The following is a 21,769-nucleotide window of genomic DNA, read 5'->3' on the forward strand; positions in this document are numbered from 1 at the left end:
TCGCTTCCAGACCTGTTCCACAATTCAAAAAGACCCACAGCAGACCTCCGAAAATGGTGGCTTGCTGTGGGTCTTCTGTTGTTATTTTAAAAGAAACATTCCGTGTACCTTATTAACGGATCGTGATGGTATGCGCAGCTTTTCCGCTTGCACCATTATTATCTGTCACCGTCAGCTCCACGGTATACGTTCCGGCTGTGGTAAATTTATGCTTTACCTTGGAGCCGGACGCTGTATCGCCATCGCCGAAGTTCCAGCTATAGCTGACGATTTCACCGTCTACATCACGTGAGGCTTTTCCGTTAAACTGAACGTTCTTGTTCTTCTTGGCTGAATCATTCGCCTGAATGATTGCAACTGGTTTCTCGTTAGAGGTCGGTGGATTCGGATCAGGGTCCTGCCCTCCACCCTTCGTTACATACAATCTTCCGGGTGCTTCCGTCTCCACTTCATTTCCTGCTGCATCCCTTACCCGGATCACGATGACTCCGCCTTCCAGGCTCAGAGAAGAGGAAGTGAAGTAAGTTCCTTCATAATGACCTGACGAAGTTTCGTTTAATGGAATTTCGTTTCGGGCCAAGGTGGTCAGATTGAAAGGCAATTCCACACGGAAGGATGCCTCCAATCCGGACGTACTGTCGAAGGATACCTGCACCGGTTGCCCTGGAGTGATACGCACATCCTCAGCAGGACTGATATTTTCCAGCTTCGGCAAGGCTGTATCGACATACACCGAACGGGTAACCGTAGTTACGTTCTCGGCAAGATCCTTGGCCGTTACCGTAATTTGATTTTCCCCTTCATTGATGAGCAACCGCTTGTTAAAGCTGCCGTCGCTTCCAAATTCGGTTGGCTCCCCGTTAATCGTCAAGTTGGTGAGGAACTCATCATACACCGTACCTGTTACACTGACGACACCCGCATTTGTACGGGCTCCTTCATCTGGCGAAGTCAAGATCAGACCCGGTTTAGTCTGGTCAAGTATGACGACCACAGGCTCGGAACGATCTGTTGCTTTGCCGTATACCGCCGCCTGAACACTCAGTGGATTGGCACCCGGCTGAAGATCGACTGCCAGACTGAACTGGCGATCCTTCACCTTGGTTGTACCAGCCAGTTCATTACCGTTAAAAAGCTGGATATCCGCTCCGTCTGCCGGGGAAGTACCTGTAACGGTGATTGTCTCTTCCTTCGTATACGTTGCCTTGGTCGGTGTTGTAATCGTTGGCGCATTAACCGGATATCTGACGATCGCCCGGATCATGTAATTGCCCTCATCCTCCGGTGATTGGCTCCATGCGCCGCTTACACCTTGCCAGCTACGAAGCGCATTGGGTCCACTCTCGTCTGTAGCAAGACCCGGAGCTTGCGTGCCTGCGCTTGGCTGCGTATAGACGATATAGAAGTCGCCTTGAACCGTTACGGGTTCAGGGAATTGTACGGTCGTCCACTGTGTTTCATCCCGAACGGCTGTGCCATCAAATGGACCAGCCAGCAGACGTCCCGGTGCGCCTGCCGCACCAGATGCATCATATACGGAGTATTTGAACGCCGTTCCTCCCGGATTCGGGAAGGTTGAATTCCAGAACAGAAGCGACGCTCCTGTCACTTGAGCCACCTCTGATTCAGGTGTCATTCTGACTGCCCAGGAGTTGCCTGCCGCGTTAAAGGCTCTGGCATTTTCTCCGGTACCGTCATCGTAAGCGATGCCCCCCTGGAAGCCGATAAATGGCTTCAATGCGACATTCGCTTCCACACTGCCGTTCGGAGGTGCTGTGACCGTGACACTGTCGCTGTAATAATTTTCTGCTGCAATGGATAATGTATATGTCCCTTCCAGCACATCCAGCGTAAATTCTCCAGCCTCATTGGTTTCTACCGGAGCAATGCGTGCATCCTCCAGCACAAGCACTTTCGCTTTTCGGATCGGTTCACCGGATTGCTTATCGGTAATGACTCCGTGAATCGTACCATGAGGTACCGCTTGGAGACTAAAGTTCGCTCTGATTACTTTATTATTCTCAATCGTGACCTGCTTCGTTTGAGGCTCATAGCCATAGGCTTCAGCCTTCAGCGTATAATCGCCTGCTACGTGAATGAAGCTGTATTTACCTGTGGTCGGATCGGTTTTCACCGAACGTCCGGTTTCCAGTACGGTAACTGTGGCGCTGGCAGGAAGACTTTCGAGACCGACACGTCCACTGTCCACCGTTGTTTCCGTCGGCTTCACTTTTTCCTGGAATTCACTCTTTTCGGTGCTTGTAATTTTGTACAGTGGGAATTGTTCTTCCGCTTTTTCCAGTTTGATATTCGACTCAGGTACTACATCCTTGGTCACTGTCGAAGCTGGAATGCCCAGTACACGGAAATCGTCAATGTACCAACCGTTTTTGTTCACACTGTTATCCGATTTCAAGCGGAAGCGAATTTGAATCTCATTGCCGGTATAGCTATCCAGATTGTAGTAAACTGGAGTCCATTTTTTCCCATTAGTGTTATGAGAGAATTTGCCCAGCTCGGTCCAGGTGTCGCCACTATTTTTGGACACTTCTACATAACCGAAGTCATAGCCGGACTCAATTTCAAACCAGTGGTTGAAGGTAAGTGTTGCGTTCCGCACACCATTCAAATTAATTTTTGGAGAAACCAGCGAAAAGTCAGCTCCGCTCTCATAGTTACTATCGAGATCGGTTGCCCATACGTTTGGTCTGGATACTGCACTTTCTGGTCCCACTTCTGTGGGGATGCCACGTTCCCATTCATCCTTGGTACCAGAATGAGTCCAGCCGTTATCCGAGTTGCCATCAAACGAATCGCTATACAGCGTATCCGGCACTTCTACTCTCAGTGAAGCCTCATTCGACTTGGCTCCCTCGTTACCACTGTAATCCTCGGCCGCCACTGCATAATGATAGGTCGAGCCGCTGACCGTGATTGTATCGGTGAAGGTCAGTCCAGAGGTTGTACCCAACGAAGTATAATTTTTGCCCGATTGGGTGGAGCGATACACCTTATACTGCTTCACGTCTTCATCGGATGAAGCATTCCAAGCCAGCGAGACGTTGCCGACTGTATCCGCTTCGGCAGTCAGATTACTTGGCGCGGCAGGTGCAACGGTATCCGGCTCCTGAATCGACAGATCGTCGATATACCAGCCATCTTTTACAACCGTATTATCACTTGTAAAGTTGAACAGAAGGTATACCTTCTGACCTGCAAATGCTCGCAGATCGAGATATTGTGTTTTCCAGCCGTTGCTGGTGCCTGTAAATGATAATACCTGCTCAAATGCATTCTGATTGTTGGCGGTGGCTATATACACCTTGCCCAAATCAGAATTGTTTTCAATATCGTACCAATGCTTGAAGCTGAGCAACGCCCCTTTGGGACTATTGGTCAGATCAATCGGAGGAGCGAGGAAATAGCTGTTAGAGTTGGACGCATATTTGCCTTCGAGATTGGTCGCAAGGACCTTCGTTCCCGAATGTGCGCTTCCGGGGCCACTTACCGGGGTTCCCCATTTCCAGACACTACCCTGTCCACCGACATTGATACCAGCAATATCCTTTTCAAAATCCTGTGTATAGCCAGGTTTGACGCCTTTGGAGACATTAACCTTGTACACTTCGGTTTCAAAACCGTTATTGCCGTAATCATTCACGCGAATATAGTATTCCAGACCGGCGCTATCCACCAAGAAAGTCGGGATGGACGCTTGATATGTACCGTCTTTGCTGTCGCCGGAGGTCCGTTCCAACGGAATATATACATAGTTTGACGTACCCGCTGTTTTGGCAAAGGCCTCAACTGCTGTCACCCCGACATTATCCGTTACATGAGCAGTCAGAGGTATGTCAATGCCCTCGAATGCCGCAGCAGACGGTGTATGCTCCAGAACAGGCGCTTCCAGATCATCTCCACCTGTTACAACTTTACCGGATACGGAGCCCAAGCCCTGAACGACAGAGCCGACTGCATCCAATGCATTAATGACACCATGTCCGTAGCCATTGTTCGGAGAGGTCGGATATGTGCTATCCGTGCGTGGTGTAGCTGTATTTTCCAGAATTTCTTCCAGTTGATCCACGGTAAGCGAATGATTCGCTTGCAGCAACAGAGCCGCAAGTCCCGCTACATGAGGGCCCGCCATGGAAGTTCCGTTATATCCGCCTTTATAAGCACCGCCAGCAACGGATGATCGAATATTTACACCCGGTGCAGAAACTTCGGGCTTCACTTCGCCATATGGCGACGGTCCCAGCAGTGAGAAGCTAGCCAGCTTGTCATTAAGATCGGTTGCTCCAGTAGCAAAGGATTCCGGATAGTTAGCCGGATTCGCTACCGATCCAGGACCGCCCGGATTGGAAAGGGAAGTATTACCTGCGGAGAATTCAGGGAATATCTGTGCATCCCGCCATGCTTGAACCACAGGTCGGAACCATTCATCGAGGCCGGGTCCGCCGCCCCACGAATTGTTCACCACGTCCGGTGCAAGCTCGGGATGAAGATTGCCTTGGGCATCCCTTGGCGCAAGCAGCCATTGACCGCCGTCGAGTATAATTGCATCCGTCGTTTCCGGATTAAAAATCCGAACGGCAATCCACTTCGCGCCAGGCGCAACGCCGACCCGGTTCGTTCCATTTTCCTCGGAGCCGACCATCGTTCCCATCGTATGCGTACCGTGGGAATCCGCTTCCTGATCGACCGGCAACGTCGCATGACTATGCGGATCGTACCAGCTCAGCTCGGGATTCACGACATTGCCTGCCGCGTCCAGACCGCGCCATTTGCGATGCAGGGCCGGATGAGTATAGTCTACGCCTGTATCGAGATTGGCCACGACGATTCCGGTTCCGTCGATTCCTTGTTCCCATACTTGCGGTGCATTAATATGTGATATATTCCATTCCACGGTAGACGGGTCTACAGCGTTCTTACCTGCATTGTCTGGCTTCGCCGATGTTTTACTATCGTCCTTTTCCAGCTCTACTGCTTTCTCTGCCGTTGCAGATTTTGCAGTGTCTGCTGTCGCTGTTTCAGCAGTTTTGGCTGCTGTTCCCTCTGCCTGCTTGTCAACTGTCACCTTTTGCAGATAACGTGTTTCATTCGGCAAAATTTTGTCTACCTCAGGCAGCTGCGAAATATGGTCCAGCACCTCCTTGGTGCTTGTGACCGCCAGGGCATTGACAATAAAGTAGCTTTTATATTCCTTCACTCCGCCGCTCTCTGATTGTTTATCCAAATAATTTTCAAGCCCGTATTGGGTTCTTGAAGCGGTTTCACGCAGAGAGCTGATCACATTGCTGCGAACAGCCATTTTGGCGGCAGAGGGTGTTATTTTCTCAAGCGAGGCCTTTTGGAGAGCATTTTTGGAAACCTTGTTCGTGTCTACCTGTTCTTTTAATTTGACCAGATAGGTTACATAGTTGTTCTCCTCAAACTGTTTGGTCAGTTTAGGGGATACCTTCGCAGTCGTTACTTTGTGCGCAGCTGATTTCAACTCCAGCTTGGAGCCATCCGGTGTGTTATTCGCCAAAGCGGGTTGAACAAAAGAAAAGGCCATAAGCAAAGATAGTCCGATAGATAGTGGTTTCTTAAATCGTTTAGGTTTAATCAATTACTTCTCCACTCCTTTTACTAGGTTTAATATTTCTGGTATAACCTGTACGAGAGTAAGACCTCATGCCTTCTTGCCTTCACATCAAATCTACGGGCTGTACAACATGATATGGTTGGCAACCACCTCCTTCATAGAATATAGAGGTCAGCATTTTGCATCATTCGATCCCCAACGCTCGAAAGTACAATTTGAAATCGCTCTTGGGATTGTTGCAAAATGCTCAGGTATAAAACGATTTGGATTTTCTTAGGTGAGTTTATTTCATAGATGAGTTTGTGAATCAAAGATAACATGCGATGAAATTCAGCAGATACCAAGGAGAACAAGCAGGAGAATGTCGAAGAGAGAACATGCTATAACACGACATGTTATATCGTTACATTTTATATTAAAAATTGATATAAAAACATATATTATGGATAGTATAAAGTTATCAAAACAGATATACAAGTGATTTTTTTGCAATTTCCTTGAAATTTATAATTTTTGTATTTTCTATGTACGAAAACCCCTTTGTAGCGGCTGCGTTAATGTTACATTACACGGTTAGCAGGTGTATGCAATCTCTGGACGAGCCGCTCCAAGGGATTTCCGAAATCTTTCTAAAGAACGATCAGATCATTCTAGTTAAGTACCGAATTGACCGCAGCCAACGCGTCGATCAGGCCATATCCATAGCCGTTATTCGGTGAAGTTTTATATTGGCTGTCTGTCAGCGGCGTCGCTGTTTTCGAAATAACATCCTCCAGTTGGTCCACTGTCAAGGATGGCTTGGCCTGAAGCAGCAATGCCGCTAATCCGGCCGTATGCGGGCCTGCCATGGAAGTACCGTTCCAGCCCCCCTCATATACTCCGCCAGGAACAGAGGAACGGATGTTTACCCCAGGAGCCGATATTTCAGGCTTCACTTCGCCATATGGAGAAGGACCGCGCAACGAGAAGCTGGCCAGCTTGTTGTTGACATCAGTCGCTCCAGTGGCATAAGCTTCCGGCAGATTCGCCGGATTGGCTACAGACCCAGGACCGCCCGGATTTGACAGAGTCGTGTTACCTGCAGAGAACTCAGGGAAAATCTGTGCCGCTCTCCACGCTTTGGTGACAGGACGATACCATTCATCCAGCCCAGGTCCGCCACCCCATGAGTTATTCACCACATCCGGTGCAAGCTCAGGATGCTTCTTGCCATTTTTGTCTACTGGAGCCAGCAACCATTGACCTCCGTCCAGCAGAATGGAATCTGTCGTGCTCGGGTTGAACACTCGAACAGCAATCCATTTGGCACCGGGAGCAACCCCGATTTCATTCGTACCGTTACTATCCGAGCCAACGCTCGTACCAATCGTATGTGTACCGTGTCCATTTGAATCTGTTGGCAGTGATGCTCCGTTAACCGCATCATACCAGCTCAGCTCTGGATTCACGACTTGACCGGAAGCATTCAAGCCGCGCCATTTTCTTTTCAGCGCCGGGTGAGTGTACTCTACGCCTGTATCGAGATTGGCAACGACAACCCCTTTGCCGTCGATGCCTTTAGCCCAAACCTGTGGTGCTTTAATTTTGGAAATATTCCATTCGGCTCGGCTCGGCGTTACAGCATCCTTATATACGGATTCCTCCACGGATTTTTGTGCATTCTCTTCCGTTACAGCCGTGTCTACAACAGCTTGTTCGGCTGTCGCTTCCTCGACTGCTGGCTGGGCATCCTTATCTATTTCAACCTTTTGCAGCTCCCGCGTTTCATCCGGTAAAATTTTGTCTACCTCAGGAAGTGTGGCGAGATTATCCAATACCTCCTTGGTACTCGTTACCGCAAGCGCGTTCACGATAAAGTAGCTCTTGTACTTTTTGACGCCTCCGTTATTGACTTCCTTCTTTAAGTATTCTTCCACAGGCTGTTGAGATTTTTCAGCAGTATCAATGAGAGAGTTCACAACCGTTGTACGTACAGAAAGCTTAGCGGCAGCCGGAGAAATCTGGTCTGCGGAAGCCTTTTGGAAAGCATGCTTGGCAACCGACTCTGTATCTACCTGATCTTTTAATTTGACCAGATAGGTGACGTACTCGCTGTCACTGAATTGCTGGTTCAGCTTGGCTGAAACCTTGGCGGAAATGGTCGAAGCTCCTGCCGCGGTGGTTGTGCTTGCATCTCCGTACACCGGAGAAATCAGAGAAAAAGCAAGAATAGCAGTAAAACTAGCCGATAACGTCTTTTTGATATTTTTCGACTTAATCAATACTTTCCATCTCCCTTTACTTGGTTTTATGGTTCTCAAGAATAACCTGCCGACAGCCACGTGAAAAGCTCACAAAATAGCCTTTGGCCCTCACCTCCTTCAAAAAATATAGATTCTAGCATGGAATCCATAGGTCATGATTCTGTGGTGAACAACCAAGAGGGCAGGACCGAAAGAAACAGTAATCCTTCGGGCAAAGGTGACCGCTGATGCTCGTACAGCACCATTCTGCCTACCTCGTTCCCATGTAAATTTTTAAAATTCAGCTTATATCGCTTTGGAAAAAGTAAGAGAAAAACGTGAAGAAAAAGTAGGGTATGAAGCTAGAAGTTATCGAGGGGTTTAATATCTGTGCATTAAAAACCAAATTAAAACAAAAGAATGATACAATTGGTATCTTTTGAATCTAGTATAATGTCATAAAAACAGATATACAAGCATTTTTTTGAATTTTTTCCCTTTTTCTTCGAAAACAAAAAACCTCTTCCGTTTTTACGAGCAGGTGCTAATCTTGAGGGCGCACTGCTAATCGTAAAAATAAAAGAGATTTTTCAGCATTCGTTCTGCACTCCAATAGAAGAGTTCAGAGAGGGCTATCTGCCGCTGTTTACAGGTATGGGAACCGGAACAGCTCCATCCGAAATGGATGGTTTTGATAGTGCTTGCGATCTACCGCATAGAGCAGCACATTCCCGAAAAGCCATTTGGCTGCACCCGCGACATGCATCCCGATCCACCAGTGCTATGGCTGCCGTGAGGGCTTCTCCTGTATGCTCGAAAAAATGCTCATGTCCGATCATGTCGTAGCATCCGGTTTTGTGAAGTAATGCCAGAGGCTGTGGCTGAAGGCCGGAAACAAGCACCGTTCCACCGGATTTCCGATATTTCTGAATCAATGTGGTAAAGTTAGATTCTCCTGTCATATCCATAAAGGGAACCTTACCCATACGCAGCAGCAAAATCCCTTGCTGGCGGTTAGCCTGACCTCCCATCCCCGAATTTTCCAATGCCGAAGCGGCACCAAAAAATAGAGGGCCTTCCACACTATAAATCGCCACCTGTGGGCAATCATGCTGCTCTGTTACCATATGCGCGCCGACTTTTTCATGCTTGACAGAAGGATCGGGTAGTACCTTATCCACTGAAAGTGTACTGCTCATACGCTTGACGAACAGCACAACGGCCAGAATCAGACCTACTTCAACAGCCGTAGTCAGCGTCGTAAATACCGTCAGTAAAAAGGTGACAACCAGTACAATAGAGTCAGCTGTCCGCGTCTTGAGGATGTGTGCAAAATGTTTGCGCTCGCTCATATTCCAGGCGACCACCATCAACACCGGGGCCATGCTCGCCAGCGGAATATTGGATGCATACGGAGCAAAAACCACCAGAATAAGCAGCACAACCAAGCCGTGTACAATACCCGACATGGGAGACACGGCACCACTGCGGATATTTGTGGCTGTACGCGCAATCGCCCCCGTCGCAGGAATGCCGCCAAATAGCGGTGTGAGCAAGTTGGCAACACCCTGTCCAACCAGCTCACGATTGCTGTTATGCCGGTCTCCTGTCATGCCGTCAGCAACCACTGCCGAAAGCAGGGATTCGATAGCTCCCAGCATTGCGATGACAAGTGCGGGCGGCAGCAGCTTCACAATCAGGTCCCAGGTCACGCCTGGAACATGCAGCTCAGGCAGAGATGCCGGAATTGCGCCGTATGCGGAGCCGATCGTTGCCACCTGACCCGGAAAAAGCCAGACTGCCACCAGCGTGGATAAGAGCAGGCCCACGAGTGAACCGGGTACCTTGGGCCATTTTTTAGGCACCAGAATGAGGGCGGCAAGACAGATACCCGCCGTCAGAATACTGTACACATTCAGTGAAGGCAGGCGATGGATCAGCTCTGCCATAGAAGGCAGAAACGTTTCATGCCGCTCTACTCCGCGCAAGCCGAGAAAGTTAGCAATCTGACCGCTGAAAATCGTCACGGCAATGCCCGCCGTAAAGCCAATCGTTACCGGCTTGGGGATGAACTTAATTAACGCGCCTAGCCTCAGCACGCCCATTAAGATGAGCATAATCCCCGCCATAAAACCGGCTATGAGTAAATTCTCATGACCGTACTGCATGACAATAGCCAGCAAAATCGGAATAAAAGCGCCCGTCGGTCCGCCAATCTGAAATTTGGACCCTCCCAACAGTGAAACCAAAACTCCTGCCACAATGGTCGTGTACAGCCCGTATTCCGGCTTTACTCCTGATGCAATGGCAAACGCCATACCGAGCGGAATTGCCACAATTGCCACGATACTTCCGGAAATCAGGTCCTTTCGCAAAGCTCCTGCGTTATATCCCTCGAACCTTCCCATCCACTTCATCCTCTGTAACCCTTCTTTTCTGTAGTAGCATTACTTCTCGTTCCGAATACCCTCCAGCAACGAGATCGCTTCGACCAGATGATTGTCAAAAATTTGCCGCGCCACCGCAAGCAGTTCCGTCAAGAGCGGGTCCCGCAACGAGTAAACGACCGTCGTGCCTTCCTTGATGCTGCTCACCAAATTTTTGGCGCGCAACACGGCCAACTGCTGCGATACGGCAGAGCCTTCGGAACCGAGCGCAGTCTGTAGCTCATTTACGTTCCGCTCCCCTTCACTTAACACCTCCAGAATGCGGATGCGCAGAGGGTGAGCCAATGCTTTGAAAAAGTCGGCCTTAAACTTCTGGAGATCCCCTTCCATGCTTGCTCCGTCCCCCTCACAAAAATTGTCCTGTAAACCATCAACAATCTCTGAATATTTGAATATTTAGACAATAACAGGTTTGGGTCATTTGAACTATGATCTAACTCACACTTCACTATGATTAAAGTCACATCTTTCCATTCTCCCTCTTTTCAGGGTTGACAGCTTCCACAGGTTTCCATTAACATAGCAATTAACTTTAGGAAAAGGGGGCCGACAGACATGACTGAGCTTTACATGATGGTGACAGACAGGCAGCATGACAAAACCATATATATGAATTTTCGTCTCATCGGCCCCGTTCGGGCGACATGATGGGTGACATCGCGCTGTCTGACGGCGTGATTAACCAGGCTTTTTTCTGTATTTAATGCTATTGGAAGAACAGGTTATTTTACGTATTAATGATGTATAGATCATGACGTGTAATGACACTTTCGGTGCAGGAAGCCGTAGACGACAAGTCTGCGGCTTTTTTTTATTTTCTTTTTTAAAGCTTAATTTGTAAGTAATTTTAGATTTCAGGATTTTGCAAAATCCTGATTTACATGAAGAAGGGAACTATCCAACCATATGAATATACAGCACACAACAGACTCGTTCTTAGAAAAGGGACCATACAGCCATCTTATGAAGCTTCCGGCTGGCGATTTGACCGTATATGCTTCTCAGCAGCTTTTCTCCTCGCTGGATTACAAGGTGTTCGAGATGGCTAATAACAATTTACAAATTCCCGGTATCCGCTATATGGGCTATACTCCGGATGTGCATGTAGGCGTCGGAACCTGCATCGGCACGACAGCGGTATGGGGAATGGAGGACGGCTATGTATCTCCCTCCATCGTCGGCAGCGATATCGGCTGCGGCATGCGCGTACACCTGACAAATTTGCACAAGGATGCCTTGAAGGAAACCAAGCTGCGCCGCAAGCTGGTCAAGACCATTGATAAATATTTGCCGATGGAAGCCCACCAGCGGGGACATTATTCAGATATCCGGCTGGAGCATATTGTACGCAAGGGCCTGCATGGGTTACCCAATAAATATATTCCAGACAGCTACACGCCTAAAAAATCAACCTCACTCACCCATGTAGAGCACAGTAAATTCTCATTTGATGAAGAGGTACTTAATCTCGTCGAAGATCGCACGTGGCACCGGGCTCACCGACAGCTTGGCACGCTGGGTGGAGGCAATCATTTCGTTGAAATTCAGGCGATTGAGATTGCCGAGCACAACCGTGAAATAGCCGAAGCCTGGGGAATGTTCGACGGTCAGGTTGCCGTCATGGTCCACTCCGGATCACGTGCCTGGGGTGGAGCGGTCAGCCAAACCAGCTCGTCTGCCATTGCCAAAGCAATGGGTCGCCTTGGGCTTGGTACCTCTGATCCAAGGTTGGTATTTGCCCCTCTGGAGCATCCCGAAGCTGCGCAGTACATCAATATGATGTACTCGGCGCTGAACTATGCGGTGGTGAACCGACATTTGATCGCTTTTTCCGTGCGTGAAGCCTTCCGTGATGTCTTTGGTACAAAGTGCGAGTTGCGCACCTTGTACGATCTGATGCACAATTATGGTTGGGAGGAATCCCACCCGGATCACGGTAACGTGTTTGTGCATCGTAAAGGGGCTACCCGCGCCCTTCCAGCCGGACATCCCGACAATCCAAAACCTTACCGGGAAACAGGACATCCGGCCTTGATTCCCGGCTCTATGGGGACGTCCTCCTATATTATGGTCGGTCTGCCGGGCGGGCAGGATAACTTCCACTCCATTTGCCATGGAGCGGGCCGTATCCGTTCACGCTCTGCGACCAAACGGCTCGTAAGTGTGGACGATTTTGCCGGAGCACTTGGTGTAGGGACAGACGACGAGATTGTGGTCAATCAGTCATCGCTGGAAAGCATTCTCGACGAATCTCCCCAAGCCTACAAAAATGTAGATGATATTATTGAAAGTGTCACCGGGGCAGGACTCGCAGCCGTTGTAGCTAAATGCAAGCCGCTGGCCGCCCTGAAAGGAGCCAAATAATTGAGTATAGACATCCCAGCTATTTACGAATTTGATGAACGTACAGATGGGCGTATTACCGGCTATGCCGCTTATGCCCGTCTGATCGACGGCATCAGTGAGGCCCTATATAACCGCTATGGCGTAAAATATGAGCTGTATGCCAGCGACGATCCCAATATTGAGTATTGGGACTTGCTGGAGGAGGACATTCGTTCAGGCAGCCCGGATCTGGAGCATGTGGCACGGGTCTTTGATCGCCTGGAGGAACGTACCATCCAATATGACGATGACGGGCCCACTCCAGAATACGGCGTGCACCTGTCTATGCGTAATAATGTATTCGCCTATCCCAAGTGGGGCATCGCGCTGGCGCGGGTTCCCTTTTTCCGTGAAAATGGCGTATATAATGAAGATTACGTATTTGCGACAGGCGATCAGGAACTGCAAGGCTTCCTCGCGGGGGTACGCGGGCGTGAACGCAAGCAGAACATGAAGCGGGTCACCGTCTTTACGGACACAAGCCGCGGATTATCCCGGCAGGCGGAGCCGATTACCCGTGCCATTACGCGGGATGACGTTATTTTGAAAGCGGAAATCAAGCGCGATATTTTCCGTTCACTCGATCAGTTTTTTGAAGCAGATCGTACATTCTATCAGACTTATAATATTCCATACAAACGCGGTATTCTGCTGTATGGCCATCCGGGCAACGGGAAAACGACGCTTGTTAAATCTATTGCGAGCAGCGTACCAGGTCCGGCCGCCTACTGGCAAATTACGGAGTATACAACTAGTGAATCAGTCAAAGAGGTGTTCGAGGCGGCTACCCGTCTGGCTCCGATGGTGCTGGTCATTGAGGATATTGATTCCATGCCGCAGGAGGTTCGTTCCTTTTTCCTGAATACGCTTGATGGCGCTACTTCCAAGGAGGGCATCTTCCTGATCGGAACGACCAATTATCCCGAAAAAATTGATCCGGGTCTGATGAACCGGGCGGGTCGTTTCGATCGCGCCTATGAAATCAGTCTGCCGGACGAAGCGCTGCGACTGGCGTATCTCAAGCTGCGCAACTTCCTTATTTTTGCAGGAGAGACAGGTACACAGAAGGCAGCAGCGATGACTGACGGCTTCTCCCTGGCTCAGCTCGGCGAGCTGTATGTCAGCACTGCTCTGGAATGGCATGAGAGTGGAAAAACAGATATTGAGCTGATTATTAAAGGTATGAGAGGCGAGCTTGATAAGAGCCGTAAGCAGGACTGGTTAAAAAATGTGGCCGAAGGACGCGTTGGATTCTTCTAAATCATCATAAAAAGGAAGAACCTCTGATGCCCATAATGGCGCATTTAGAGGTTCTTCTTTTTTCCAGCTTCATTTTTATTCTGTTTCCCCGCTCAACCGATTTAAAAACTGAATAGCTCGTGAACTGGTGGGCTGCTCCAGAACCTTATGTGGCGTCCCCTGTTCAACGATCACACCCTGATCCATCAAAATCACATGGTCCGCGACCTCAGCGGCAAACTTCATTTCATGGGTGACAATGACCATGGTCATGCCTTCGGCAGCCAGTTGCTTCATAACTTTAAGCACCTCACCTACCAGCTCGGGGTCAAGCGCAGAGGTCGGCTCGTCGAACAATAGCACCTCAGGTTCGACCGCCATTGCCCGGGCAATACCGACGCGTTGCTGCTGTCCGCCCGACAACTGATGGGGATAGGATTCCGCTTTGTCAGCCAGTCCCACCTTTTTAAGCAGCTCCAATGCGCGTTTGCGTGCCTCGTCCTTGTTTTTCTTTTGAACGGTGACTTGTCCCTCCATTACGTTTTGAACTGCTGTCATATGCGGAAACAGGTTGTAGGATTGAAACACCATACCCGTTCGCTTGCGCAGCGCCAAGATGCTTTCCTGCCGCAGCTTCGTTCCTTTGGCAAAATTCAGTGCAATATCCCCCACCTGAATCTCACCCTGATCGGGAACCTCCAGCAAATTCAGACAGCGCAAAAGCGTTGTTTTTCCAGAGCCGGACGGGCCGATGATTACCAGCACCTTCCCTTTATCCAACGTCACATTAACACCCTTCAGCACTTCCAGCGAGCCGAACGATTTGTGTATATTCCGAATTTGGATCACCGTACAATCTCCTTTATCTGACGGAAAAACGTCTCAGCCGCTTCTCCAGGTAATTTTGCAGCACGGTCAATACGGTGCTAAACAGCAGATAAATAACCCCCGCCTCGGTATACACCAATAACGGCTCATACGTGGTGGCTACAATCTGGTTAGCTGTTCTGAACATTTCCACATAGGTGATCGTCGCAGCTAGCGAAGTATCCTTGACCAAACTGATGAAAGAATTCGCTAACGGCGGTACGGACACACGGGCTGCTTGCGGAAGCACGATACGTCGCAGCACTTGCCAGCGCGTCATCCCCAAGGAGTAGCCAGCCTCCCATTGACCTTCCTGAATGGATATGATAGCCGCACGCATAATTTCGGAGCCATAAGCCCCCACGCTGAGCGTAAAGCCGATCACTGAAGCAATGAAAGGGTCCAGCGTAATGCCAACTGAAGGCAAGCCGTAGAAAATAATATACAATTGCACCAACAACGGTGTTCCCCGAATCACCCACACATAGAAGCCGGAAATCAGCTTAAGTACTTTCCATTTGGACAGTCGAGCCAACGCCGTAACCAGCGCCAGTATCAAGCCCAGAGCAAAAGAGATAAGTGTGAGCGGAATCGTGAAAGAAACCCCTGCTTTCAGCAGAGGCAGTAATGAATCGATAATAATTTGTATCTGGCGATCATCCATTGTGCAGACATCCTTTAAAAAGATAAGTTTGCGAAAGTCCGGTTCGACATGGCGAGACTCCGGTTATTCGTGTGTTATTTGGATACGTCGGATCCAAAATATTTCTCGGAAATTTTCAGATACGTACCGTCAGCCTTCATGTCAGCCAGCGCTTTGTTGACTTCCTTGATCAAGTCTTCACTGCCTTTATTAAAAACAGCCGCGCTGTGTGAAGCATCTGGAGATTCATCTACCTTTTTGATGGGAGCGTCAGGCTTTTGCTTCTTCAAATCAAGATAGGACAAACCATCATTGACGGTCGCATCCACTCGTTTGGATGTCAGGAGATCAATCGCCTGATTGAATCCATCCGTTGCCACAATTTCCGCGCCATTGCTCTTCGCGATTTGAGTCAGGTTACTGGTCAGGGATTGCCCGGCCTTTTTACCTTTCAGATCAGCAAACTTTTTGATGTCATTATTATCCTCGCTCACGATCAGCACTGCCTTGGAGACAATGTACGGATCGGAGAAATCGTATTTTTGCTTGCGCTCATCGGTAATGGACACTTCATTGAACACCGTGTCAAACCGTTTGGAGTTCAATCCCGCGAATATACCATCCCATTGCGTCTCGATAAACTCCGGCTGTACGCCCAGACGCTTACTTACTTCAGTTGCAATATCGATGTCGAAGCCTGTCAGCTTACCAGCAGCATCATGGTAGGTAAATGGAGCATAGGTACCTTCCGTACCGATTCGCAGCTTGCCGCTCGCTTTTACAGATTCCAAAGTAGCTATGGCGGTTGAATCTGCTTTTCCATTAGTAGACCCGGCATCCCCGGTAGAAGCATTATTTGAATTAGTACCTTTATCGTTGTTGCCGCAGGCCGAAACCAGCAAAGCCATTACGATCAGTACGACTGGTAAAAATCTAAATTTTTTCATGTTAACCACACTCTTTTCCTTTTTCTTGATAACCTAGCACTTAGCTGGCTCATTGAATAGTACATCATTCATTTTTACACGTCAATGCTTTTATCCAATAATCCCTATGCAAAAGGTGAGCTATAGCATTTCTGGGCTCAAAGTTATCCTAGGTTGACTCATTCATAGACAGACTATTCATTTTATCTATCCTCACAGTAACTTTTTTCTGTACCTTTACGTCCAAGGTTTCGTATAATTGATTTCAATATGAAGATTAGTAATATTTACCTCGTTTTCGATTGAAAGGAAGGCATTATGGAAACCCAAAATTCAACCCTATCCTCTGCTTCACCCGAAGGAAGACGTTCAGCTTGGGCCACCTTCACTTCGCCTTTAAGGCAATCCAAAGCGTTCACTCTTCTGTGGCTTGGACATTGGATCGCTATGCTGGGAACCTCAGTCACCACCGTCATTTTGCCACTGGTTATCTATTCCCTGACGGGCTCGACTACAATCATGGGCCTGGCGATGACTGTCTATATGCTGCCTAACGTGCTTATTCTGCCCTTTGCAGGGATGATTGTAGATCGGATCGACCGAATCCGTCTGCTTCTGTTCACCAACATTGCCCGCTTTGGGCTGATGTTCGCTGCGGCGGTGCTGATGTTTACCGACGGGATGAAACTGCCGTATCTGTTCGTTGGCCTTGCCTTATACGGATTGATGGACGGTATCTTTAATCCGGCTTATTCTGCCCTGCGCGCACAGGTGTTTACGCCGGACATTCGCAATGCGGCTAACGCGCTCAGTCAGATTAGTATTCAAGCCGTCCGCCTTCTCGGCCCTCCACTGGGCGGCTTCATTGTATCCTTCACCTCACCAGGGGTCGGCTTTGGTCTGGATTCTGTCGCCTATCTGATATCTTTTGCCTGCTTCTGGATGCTGAGCAGTCATTTGGCCTCGCTCATCGGTGAGCGCCAGGCAAATGCAGAACAACAGGATCAGGAAGGTCAGCATTTTCTCAAAGATTTTATTGCGGGCTTTACGATTCTTAAAAGTCATCCGTGGCTGTGGATTACGATTCTGGCTTTTTCCTTCATTAATATTTGTTACTCAGGCATTATTGCAGTACTCATTCCGTGGCTGTTCAAGGTTCATCATAGCTACAGTCCAGTCGTGTATGGCGTTGCGATGGCAAGTAGCGGCGTCGGCGCTATGCTGGGTGCCTTTGTATACGGGTCGCGCAAGCACTGGAAGCATCGCGGCCTGCTCGCTTACCTCGGGGCTTTTGTCAGCGGGCTTGCTTTATTATTGTTGTCTGTAGTCACCTGGATGCCGGGACTGATTATGAGCATGATGCTTGAAGGGTTCGGCATTATGATATTTGCGATCATATGGGAAACAAGCCTTCAGGAAATGGTTCCCGCCGAATCCTTTGGCCGTGTAGCCAGTCTGGATCTAATGTTTTCCTTTGCCTTACTGCCTGTAGGCTATCTGGCTGTGGGTGCGATGGCGGACAAGCTTGGCGGCATTTTCACTATCGGTCTGTTTTCAACCGTTGGCATGTGCATCGTGTTGGGCGTTTTATGTGTGCCTCATATCAGGCGGTTTCAATAAAAAAAGCTGCTCCTGCAGGTTCATTTGCGAACCTTGCGGGAAGCAGCTTCTTTTCATTTTGTAGCCTTATGCCCTATAAGGGCTAGTGGAATCGATGTTTTATGTGTTAGCCCCTGCTCCGTCCAATGGAACGGAAGATCAAGCTTACGATAACAACCAGCACAATCGCACCAATTAATGCAGGGACAATGTAGAACGATCCGATTTCAGGACCCCAGTCGCCCAGAATCAAGCCACCCAACCATCCACCGATAAAACCAGCGATAATGTTACCAATCACGCCACCCGGAACATCACGACCTGCGATAATTCCTGCCAACCAACCAATAATACCTCCAACAATCAATGCCCATAACCAACTCATTTTACTTCACCTCATTTAAGTTTTTATCGTTGTGTTCTATTATTAACCACTCGAACTCCTTTTGAACACGTTGAGCACAAATGGTTAATATTACCTAATGAACAGAACAATGACTTAGGAGCTTGATACCATCCTACGTGCCTAACTGCTTATTTATAACCCTTGTGTGAAAAGCGTGTATAAAATACAGTCATCCTTGTATTCCTGCTTTTTTTGTGCCATCCTCACATTATGGCTTCATTGAAGTCGCTTCATGCATACGTTGCAAAAATAACAGATGATAAGGAGTGACCCCAACTGGAGTGTCGTGTCGGATGCGCCGCGTGCTGTATTGCTATTACGATTTCATCTCCTATTCCCGGCATGCCTGATGGAAAACCGGCTGGTGTCCCTTGCCCACAGCTCACTTCGGATAACCGTTGCCGATTGTTTGGCAAGCCTGAGCGGCCAGCCGTATGCAGTGGATTTCATGCTGATGAGGATACGTGCGGAAGCACAAACGAAGAAGCATTTGAGCTGCTGAGAGAGCTGGAAGAGTCTACTCTACCGGGTAAAGCTTGAGTAGATACTCGTTCTATATATGAAGGAGGATTTTTTCACTATGAATTTCATTGAAAAAAGAATTGCCGAATTGAAGCAGTATCAACCGGATCTGACCGCCCCGAAGGACATCGAGCAGTTCTGGGACAAAACACTGGAAGATGTACAGGCTAAACCCGTGTGTGCGTTCAAAACACCAGTGGAAACGCCGTATCCTCATATTCATGCCTCACGGGTTACCTTTGAAGGTGTAGATGATACGCCGCTGCATGCATGGTATATACGCCCCCAATTTGCCGGAAATCAAAAGCTGCCGTGTATTGTCCTTTTCCATGGCTACACAGGTGGCAAGGGCTATCCTGAGGATTACTCGTCCTGGCTGATGCTTGGCTTTGCTGTATTTGCCGTAGATGTACGCGGTCAGGGTGGTGAAACAGGAGATCGTTTGGATGATCCTCATGGTACGGTTAAAGGCTGGGTAACGAAAGGAATCCTGGATAAGGATACCTGCTACTACAAAACGATAACGACAGATGCCCTCAGAGCCGTAGATTGGGTGGCAGAGCAGCCGGATGTGGATGCGAGCAAAATTGTAATCTCTGGGGCTAGCCAGGGCGGCGGACTTGCATTAATGGTAGCTGCACTCAGTGATAAAGCTGCTGTTACGGTGGCTGACATTCCTAATATGTGCCATATGGATTTTGGTATGATGAATTCTACCAGCTCGCTGACGGAAGCTGCCGAATTCGCAAACCGATTTCCAGAGCATTTGGAGCAGGTGCTACATACATTAAGTTATTTTGACGTGATGAATCTTGCTCATCGCATTCATATTCCTGTCATGGTATCGGTGGGACTCAAGGATACCGTATGTATGCCGGAAACGATTTTTGCCGCATATAATCGCATTGAATCGCCCAAAACGATTGAAATTTATCCATTTACCGGTCATTGGGTGGACGGCTTTCAAAGACGTAAAACTGCTGAGTTTTTAGTGAAGGCATTCAATTAAATTAGTTTCCGGTGCACAAAAAAAGAACACCACGCGTCAATCTGCGCAATGCTCTCTTCTCTGCTGCACCGGGGCTAGTCCCGCTTGAGGGGCTTAAGGAGCAGATCCTCGAATCTCACTCGACCTTTACTAAATTATTACGATGCGGCTCGCTGTTCTGCTGCCGAATCCCCTGTCCATTTTTTCACCCAAATCCAATCCATAATGATCAGACCAAAAGGAATGAAGGACGCAAACATAATGAATAGAGGCCGCCGTAGGGACCAATTCAGTGCTGTTTTGCCATAGATCAAAGCGACGAGGAGCAGCAAAAAGCTGATCCGGTATATGTTACCGATCACCATGACTGTCTGGGTCATGCCCGCAGCTTGCAGCGGCTGATGGGTGAATAGTATTGCCAAATACGCTATACCTTGAATCCAGAGCATGAGTCGGACACGCCCCAAAGGTGTTCTTAACACAAATTCGTTCCCCTTTCCAAAAGCAAGGATGTTCTCTCATCCTGCACTTCTTTCATTATAACGAAAAGATTCCTAAACTCCAACCGATTCAGCTTCAACTCCAAATAATCCAACTTCAAGTTTTGACCAAATGAGTTGTGTCTGATACAGTTGTGTAAGAGGTGATTGCAAAATGCTTAAACTGGGTATACTGGACCAGTCTCATATTCCTGAAGGTGGTACTGCTCAGGATGCCTTATCCCATACAACTGCGTTAGCGCGTGAAGCCGACAAGCTGGGATATAGCCGTTATTGGGTGTCTGAGCATCATGCGTCCAAAATGCTTGCACACTCCAGTCCTGAGGTGCTGATCGCACATTTGGCTGCGAATACGTCACGTATTCGTGTCGGCTCAGGCGGTATTATGCTGCCACACTACAGCGCATATAAAGTCGCTGAGAATTTCCGGCTGCTGGAGGCGCTTCATCCGGGTCGAATTGACCTGGGTCTGGGACGTGCTCCGGGCGGTTTGCCGCTGGCAACACGTGCCTTGCAGGAAGGTAAGTACCAATCCGTCGAGCAATATCCACAACAGATTCTCGATTTAATTGATTATTTCCATGATTCTGTGCCTGCCAACCATCGGTTTGCCGGACTTCATGCGGCACCGACGATTTCGACCATTCCTGAACTGTGGCTGCTCGGTTCCAGTGGAGAAAGCGCAAGATTAGCCGCGATGATGGGCGCATCCTATGCCTTTGCCCAATTTTTCGGCACACCAGGTGGGGTAGAAGCTACCGCACGTTACCACGATCAGTATCAGCCTTCCATCCTGGGCGATAAGCCCCGCTCCATGGCGGCAGTTACTGTGTCATGCGCCGAAACTACAGAAGAGGCCGAGCAGTTGGCTTCCAGCGCCAGCCTGTTTTTCCTGTTGCTTATGCAAGGCAAAGAAATGACTTCACTGCCATCAGTGAAAACAGCGCTGTCCTATCCGTACACGGAGTTTGATCGCGAGCGACTGCGTCAGTCAGCATCATGGCGCGTTGTCGGTACACCCGATCAGTGTAAGGAGCAATTACTGCGCTTGGCTGAGCAGTATCGTACCGATGAGCTGCTAGTTGTCTCATCCATTCATGACTTTGATAAGCGCGTTCAGTCCTATCGTCTGCTGGCCAAAGCTTTTAATTTAGCTTAAACACGATTGAACCTAGAAATACCTATATTTGGAAACGTAAAGAACCCCCGCCTGCCTGTAATGGCAAACACGGGGGTTCTTTGTTAAGGGACGGTCCATTAGGACCAAGCCCTCTGTGCTATGGAAGTAGTTCAAGCACCACTAAAGTCGAATATCATATGGTACTTTAGTAGTATGAACACCGGAACCAAAGTTCTTAAATCGCCCTCCTAAAGTTCCAGTACACATATACCAAAGGCGCATACTATATAATCCAATATTGAAAAGTATGGA

Annotated in this window: 15 protein-coding genes; 6 read left to right on the forward strand and 9 right to left on the reverse strand. The window is 48.7% G+C overall.

What is annotated here, in order from left to right:
• Positions 1 to 112: 112 nt before the first annotated feature.
• The 4 genes from ABH897_RS19505 to ABH897_RS19520 all read right to left on the reverse strand — a co-directional run bounded on the left by ABH897_RS19505 (position 113) and on the right by ABH897_RS19520 (position 10,592).
• Complete coding sequence (locus ABH897_RS19505) at positions 113 to 5,617, reverse strand: S8 family serine peptidase (protein ID WP_404581296.1); 5,505 nt, start codon at positions 5,615 to 5,617, stop codon at positions 113 to 115.
• Between the two features lie 626 nt (positions 5,618 to 6,243).
• Positions 6,244 to 7,854: a S8 family serine peptidase gene (locus tag ABH897_RS19510; protein ID WP_404520976.1), complete on the reverse strand. Its 1,611-nt coding sequence runs from the start codon at positions 7,852 to 7,854 to the stop codon at positions 6,244 to 6,246.
• Positions 7,855 to 8,447: 593 nt separating this feature from the next.
• Positions 8,448 to 10,232, reverse strand: a complete 1,785-nt coding sequence (locus ABH897_RS19515; protein ID WP_404592597.1) for a SulP family inorganic anion transporter — start codon at positions 10,230 to 10,232, stop codon at positions 8,448 to 8,450.
• Positions 10,233 to 10,262: 30 nt separating this feature from the next.
• Complete coding sequence (locus ABH897_RS19520) at positions 10,263 to 10,592, reverse strand: ArsR/SmtB family transcription factor (RefSeq protein ID WP_014282840.1); 330 nt, start codon at positions 10,590 to 10,592, stop codon at positions 10,263 to 10,265.
• Positions 10,593 to 11,168: 576 nt separating this feature from the next.
• Between ABH897_RS19520 and ABH897_RS19525 the strand changes: the two genes are divergently transcribed.
• Positions 11,169 to 12,626, forward strand: a complete 1,458-nt coding sequence (locus ABH897_RS19525; RefSeq protein WP_283657249.1) for an RtcB family protein — start codon at positions 11,169 to 11,171, stop codon at positions 12,624 to 12,626.
• Positions 12,627 to 13,907 carry an AAA family ATPase gene (locus ABH897_RS19530; protein WP_283652892.1) on the forward strand — a complete coding sequence of 427 codons (1,281 nt, stop codon included), beginning with the start codon at positions 12,627 to 12,629 and terminating at the stop codon, positions 13,905 to 13,907.
• 75 nt (positions 13,908 to 13,982) lie between these two features.
• On the opposite strand, the gene ABH897_RS19535 is transcribed toward ABH897_RS19530, so the two are convergent.
• The 3 genes from ABH897_RS19535 to ABH897_RS19545 all read right to left on the reverse strand — a co-directional run bounded on the left by ABH897_RS19535 (position 13,983) and on the right by ABH897_RS19545 (position 16,343).
• The gene (locus ABH897_RS19535; RefSeq protein ID WP_404520978.1) at positions 13,983 to 14,735 is read right to left on the reverse strand and encodes an amino acid ABC transporter ATP-binding protein; all 753 of its coding nucleotides are present in this window, start codon (positions 14,733 to 14,735) and stop codon (positions 13,983 to 13,985) included.
• Positions 14,736 to 14,748: 13 nt separating this feature from the next.
• Entirely contained in the window at positions 14,749 to 15,417 is a 669-nt protein-coding gene (locus ABH897_RS19540) for an amino acid ABC transporter permease (RefSeq protein WP_404520979.1), read from the reverse strand.
• A gap of 74 nt (positions 15,418 to 15,491) precedes the next feature.
• Positions 15,492 to 16,343 (reverse strand): amino acid ABC transporter substrate-binding protein, encoded by an 852-nt coding sequence (locus ABH897_RS19545; protein ID WP_404581297.1) that lies wholly within the window; start codon positions 16,341 to 16,343, stop codon positions 15,492 to 15,494.
• Positions 16,344 to 16,640: 297 nt separating this feature from the next.
• Between ABH897_RS19545 and ABH897_RS19550 the strand changes: the two genes are divergently transcribed.
• Positions 16,641 to 17,942, forward strand: coding sequence for an MFS transporter (locus ABH897_RS19550; RefSeq protein WP_404581298.1), 1,302 nt, complete (start codon positions 16,641 to 16,643; stop codon positions 17,940 to 17,942).
• 106 nt (positions 17,943 to 18,048) lie between these two features.
• On the opposite strand, the gene ABH897_RS19555 is transcribed toward ABH897_RS19550, so the two are convergent.
• On the reverse strand, positions 18,049 to 18,306 hold the full coding sequence (locus ABH897_RS19555; RefSeq protein ID WP_404520982.1) for a GlsB/YeaQ/YmgE family stress response membrane protein: 258 nt from the start codon (positions 18,304 to 18,306) through the stop codon (positions 18,049 to 18,051).
• Positions 18,307 to 18,603: 297 nt separating this feature from the next.
• On the opposite strand from ABH897_RS19555, the gene ABH897_RS19560 reads away from it, so the two are divergent.
• Both ABH897_RS19560 and ABH897_RS19565 read left to right on the forward strand, forming a co-directional pair.
• Entirely contained in the window at positions 18,604 to 18,867 is a 264-nt protein-coding gene (locus ABH897_RS19560; RefSeq protein ID WP_082067208.1) for a YkgJ family cysteine cluster protein, read from the forward strand.
• Positions 18,868 to 18,907: 40 nt separating this feature from the next.
• Positions 18,908 to 19,858, forward strand: a complete 951-nt coding sequence (locus tag ABH897_RS19565) for an acetylxylan esterase (RefSeq protein WP_404581299.1) — start codon at positions 18,908 to 18,910, stop codon at positions 19,856 to 19,858.
• A 137-nt stretch (positions 19,859 to 19,995) separates the two neighbouring features.
• Here the strand turns inward: ABH897_RS19565 and ABH897_RS19570 are convergent, their stop codons facing one another.
• Positions 19,996 to 20,319, reverse strand: a complete 324-nt coding sequence (locus tag ABH897_RS19570; RefSeq protein ID WP_283652897.1) for a DUF3817 domain-containing protein — start codon at positions 20,317 to 20,319, stop codon at positions 19,996 to 19,998.
• Positions 20,320 to 20,491: 172 nt separating this feature from the next.
• Here ABH897_RS19570 and ABH897_RS19575 point away from each other — a divergent pair, with 172 nt between their 5' ends.
• The gene (locus ABH897_RS19575) at positions 20,492 to 21,496 is read left to right on the forward strand and encodes an LLM class flavin-dependent oxidoreductase (protein WP_404520984.1); all 1,005 of its coding nucleotides are present in this window, start codon (positions 20,492 to 20,494) and stop codon (positions 21,494 to 21,496) included.
• Positions 21,497 to 21,769: the final 273 nt, after the last annotated feature.

The sequence above is a fragment of the Paenibacillus sp. RC73 genome (assembly GCF_044908085.1).
Classification (GTDB): domain Bacteria; phylum Bacillota; class Bacilli; order Paenibacillales; family Paenibacillaceae; genus Paenibacillus; species Paenibacillus terrae_A.

Coding starts and splice junctions, on each gene's coding strand:
- ABH897_RS19515 (WP_404592597.1), bottom strand. CDS start 10,232: ATGAAGTGGATGGGAAGGTTCGAGGGATATAACGCAGGAGCTTTGCGA.
- ABH897_RS19520 (WP_014282840.1), bottom strand. CDS start 10,592: ATGGAAGGGGATCTCCAGAAGTTTAAGGCCGACTTTTTCAAAGCATTG.
- ABH897_RS19525 (WP_283657249.1), top strand. CDS start 11,169: ATGAATATACAGCACACAACAGACTCGTTCTTAGAAAAGGGACCATAC.
- ABH897_RS19540 (WP_404520979.1), bottom strand. CDS start 15,417: ATGGATGATCGCCAGATACAAATTATTATCGATTCATTACTGCCTCTG.
- ABH897_RS19545 (WP_404581297.1), bottom strand. CDS start 16,343: ATGAAAAAATTTAGATTTTTACCAGTCGTACTGATCGTAATGGCTTTG.
- ABH897_RS19550 (WP_404581298.1), top strand. CDS start 16,641: ATGGAAACCCAAAATTCAACCCTATCCTCTGCTTCACCCGAAGGAAGA.
- ABH897_RS19555 (WP_404520982.1), bottom strand. CDS start 18,306: ATGAGTTGGTTATGGGCATTGATTGTTGGAGGTATTATTGGTTGGTTG.
- ABH897_RS19565 (WP_404581299.1), top strand. CDS start 18,908: ATGAATTTCATTGAAAAAAGAATTGCCGAATTGAAGCAGTATCAACCG.
- ABH897_RS19575 (WP_404520984.1), top strand. CDS start 20,492: ATGCTTAAACTGGGTATACTGGACCAGTCTCATATTCCTGAAGGTGGT.